Source organism: Pseudomonas fluorescens, assembly GCF_902497875.1.
GTDB classification, from domain to species: Bacteria; Pseudomonadota; Gammaproteobacteria; order Pseudomonadales; family Pseudomonadaceae; genus Aquipseudomonas; species Aquipseudomonas fluorescens_BR.
Genome location: NZ_CABVHY010000134.1, coordinates 1 through 1,459 on the forward strand (window position 1 = coordinate 1; position 1,459 = coordinate 1,459).

At 61.0% G+C, this 1,459-nt stretch carries 1 protein-coding gene; it reads left to right on the forward strand.

Annotated elements, in window-relative coordinates; translation table 11 throughout:
• The first annotated feature begins 234 nt into the window (after window positions 1–234).
• Window positions 235–1,341, forward strand: coding sequence for an NADH:flavin oxidoreductase/NADH oxidase (locus tag F8N85_RS34180; RefSeq protein ID WP_150803738.1), 1,107 nt, complete (start codon window positions 235–237; stop codon window positions 1,339–1,341).
• Window positions 1,342–1,459: the final 118 nt, after the last annotated feature.

The window sequence follows — 1,459 nt, forward strand, 5'->3', positions numbered from 1 at the left end:
CTATGGGGGCAAGCCCCCTCGCCACAGGGGTGTGCACCTTCCCAAGTCGGGGTCTTTAGTTTTCTGAACCCGCCCTCATCCCGCGTTGTCGACTAGGCTCTAAGCACTGCTTGATTGGCCTTGTGACGTCTTGTCTATTTTTTTGCCCGCGGGGGCGGGTGCTGCATCCTTCCGGTCACTCGTCGACTATTCAAACAGAACCCTGGAGCCTGACCATAAATAGAGAGGTGCCCCATGAGTCTGCTGCTTGAACCCTACACCATTCGTCAATTGACGCTGCTCAACCGCATCGCGGTCTCGCCGATGTGCCAATACTCCAGCGCCGATGGGCTGGCCAATGACTGGCATCTTGTTCATCTTGGCAGCCGTGCCGTAGGCGGTGCCGGGCTGGTCTTTACCGAGGCCACGGCGGTCACCGCCGAGGGGCGGATCACCGCTCAGGATCTCGGCCTGTGGAACGATGAACAGATCGAGCCGCTGCAACGCATTACCCGCTTCATTACCGCCCAGGGCGCCGTCGCCGGGATCCAACTGGCCCACGCCGGACGCAAGGCCAGCACCCATCGCCCCTGGCTGGGCAAACACGGTAGCGTCAAACCGGCCGACGGTGGCTGGACTCCGGTTGGCCCATCGCCGATTGCCTACGACCCTGAACATACCGCTCCTACACAGCTGGATGAAGGGCAGATCGCCGGCGTCATTCAAGCCTTTGTCGAGGCCGCCAAACGCGCGTTGGTCGCCGGTTTCAAAGTGGTCGAAGTGCATGCCGCCCATGGTTACCTTCTCCATCAATTTCTTTCGCCGTTGAGCAATCAACGACGCGATCAATACGGAGGCTCTTTCGAGAATCGCATTCGTCTGGTGCTGCAAGTGACGGAAGCGGTGCGCGCGGTATGGCCTGAAGAATTACCGCTGTTCGTCCGGGTATCGGCGACCGATTGGGTCGAGGACGGCTGGAACCCGGATGAAACCGTCGAGCTGGCGCGACGTCTGCATGCCTTGGGGGTAGACCTGATCGATGTGTCCTCGGGCGGTACCGCCGCGAATGCGGAGATCCCTACGGGGCCGGGTTACCAGACGCGCTTTGCCGAGCGTGTGCGCAAGGAGGCGGGCATTTCCACCGGTACCGTCGGGTTGATCACCGAGCCGGCGCAGGCGGAGCACATCTTGCGTACCTGTCAGGCCGACATCATCCTGCTGGCTCGCGAACTGCTGCGCGATCCGTATTGGCCGCTGCATGCCGATGACGATCTGGGCGGGCACAAAGCCATCTGGCCGGCGCAGTACCAACGGGCAACACACCGTGATCAGCCGATCCATGAGTCGGATTTGCGCGACTAGGTATTGGTTGGGATCTTTGCCGGCCGTACGGTCGTCATCGCGAGCAGGCTCGCTCCCACACCAGTTCTGCGTCGATCACATCATGGTGAAATGACACAGATCCAGTAATGTGGGAGCG

Excerpts from the sequence above, each read along its gene's own strand:
- F8N85_RS34180 (WP_150803738.1), top strand. The coding sequence starts at position 235 with ATGAGTCTGCTGCTTGAACCCTACACCATTCGTCAATTGACGCTGCTC.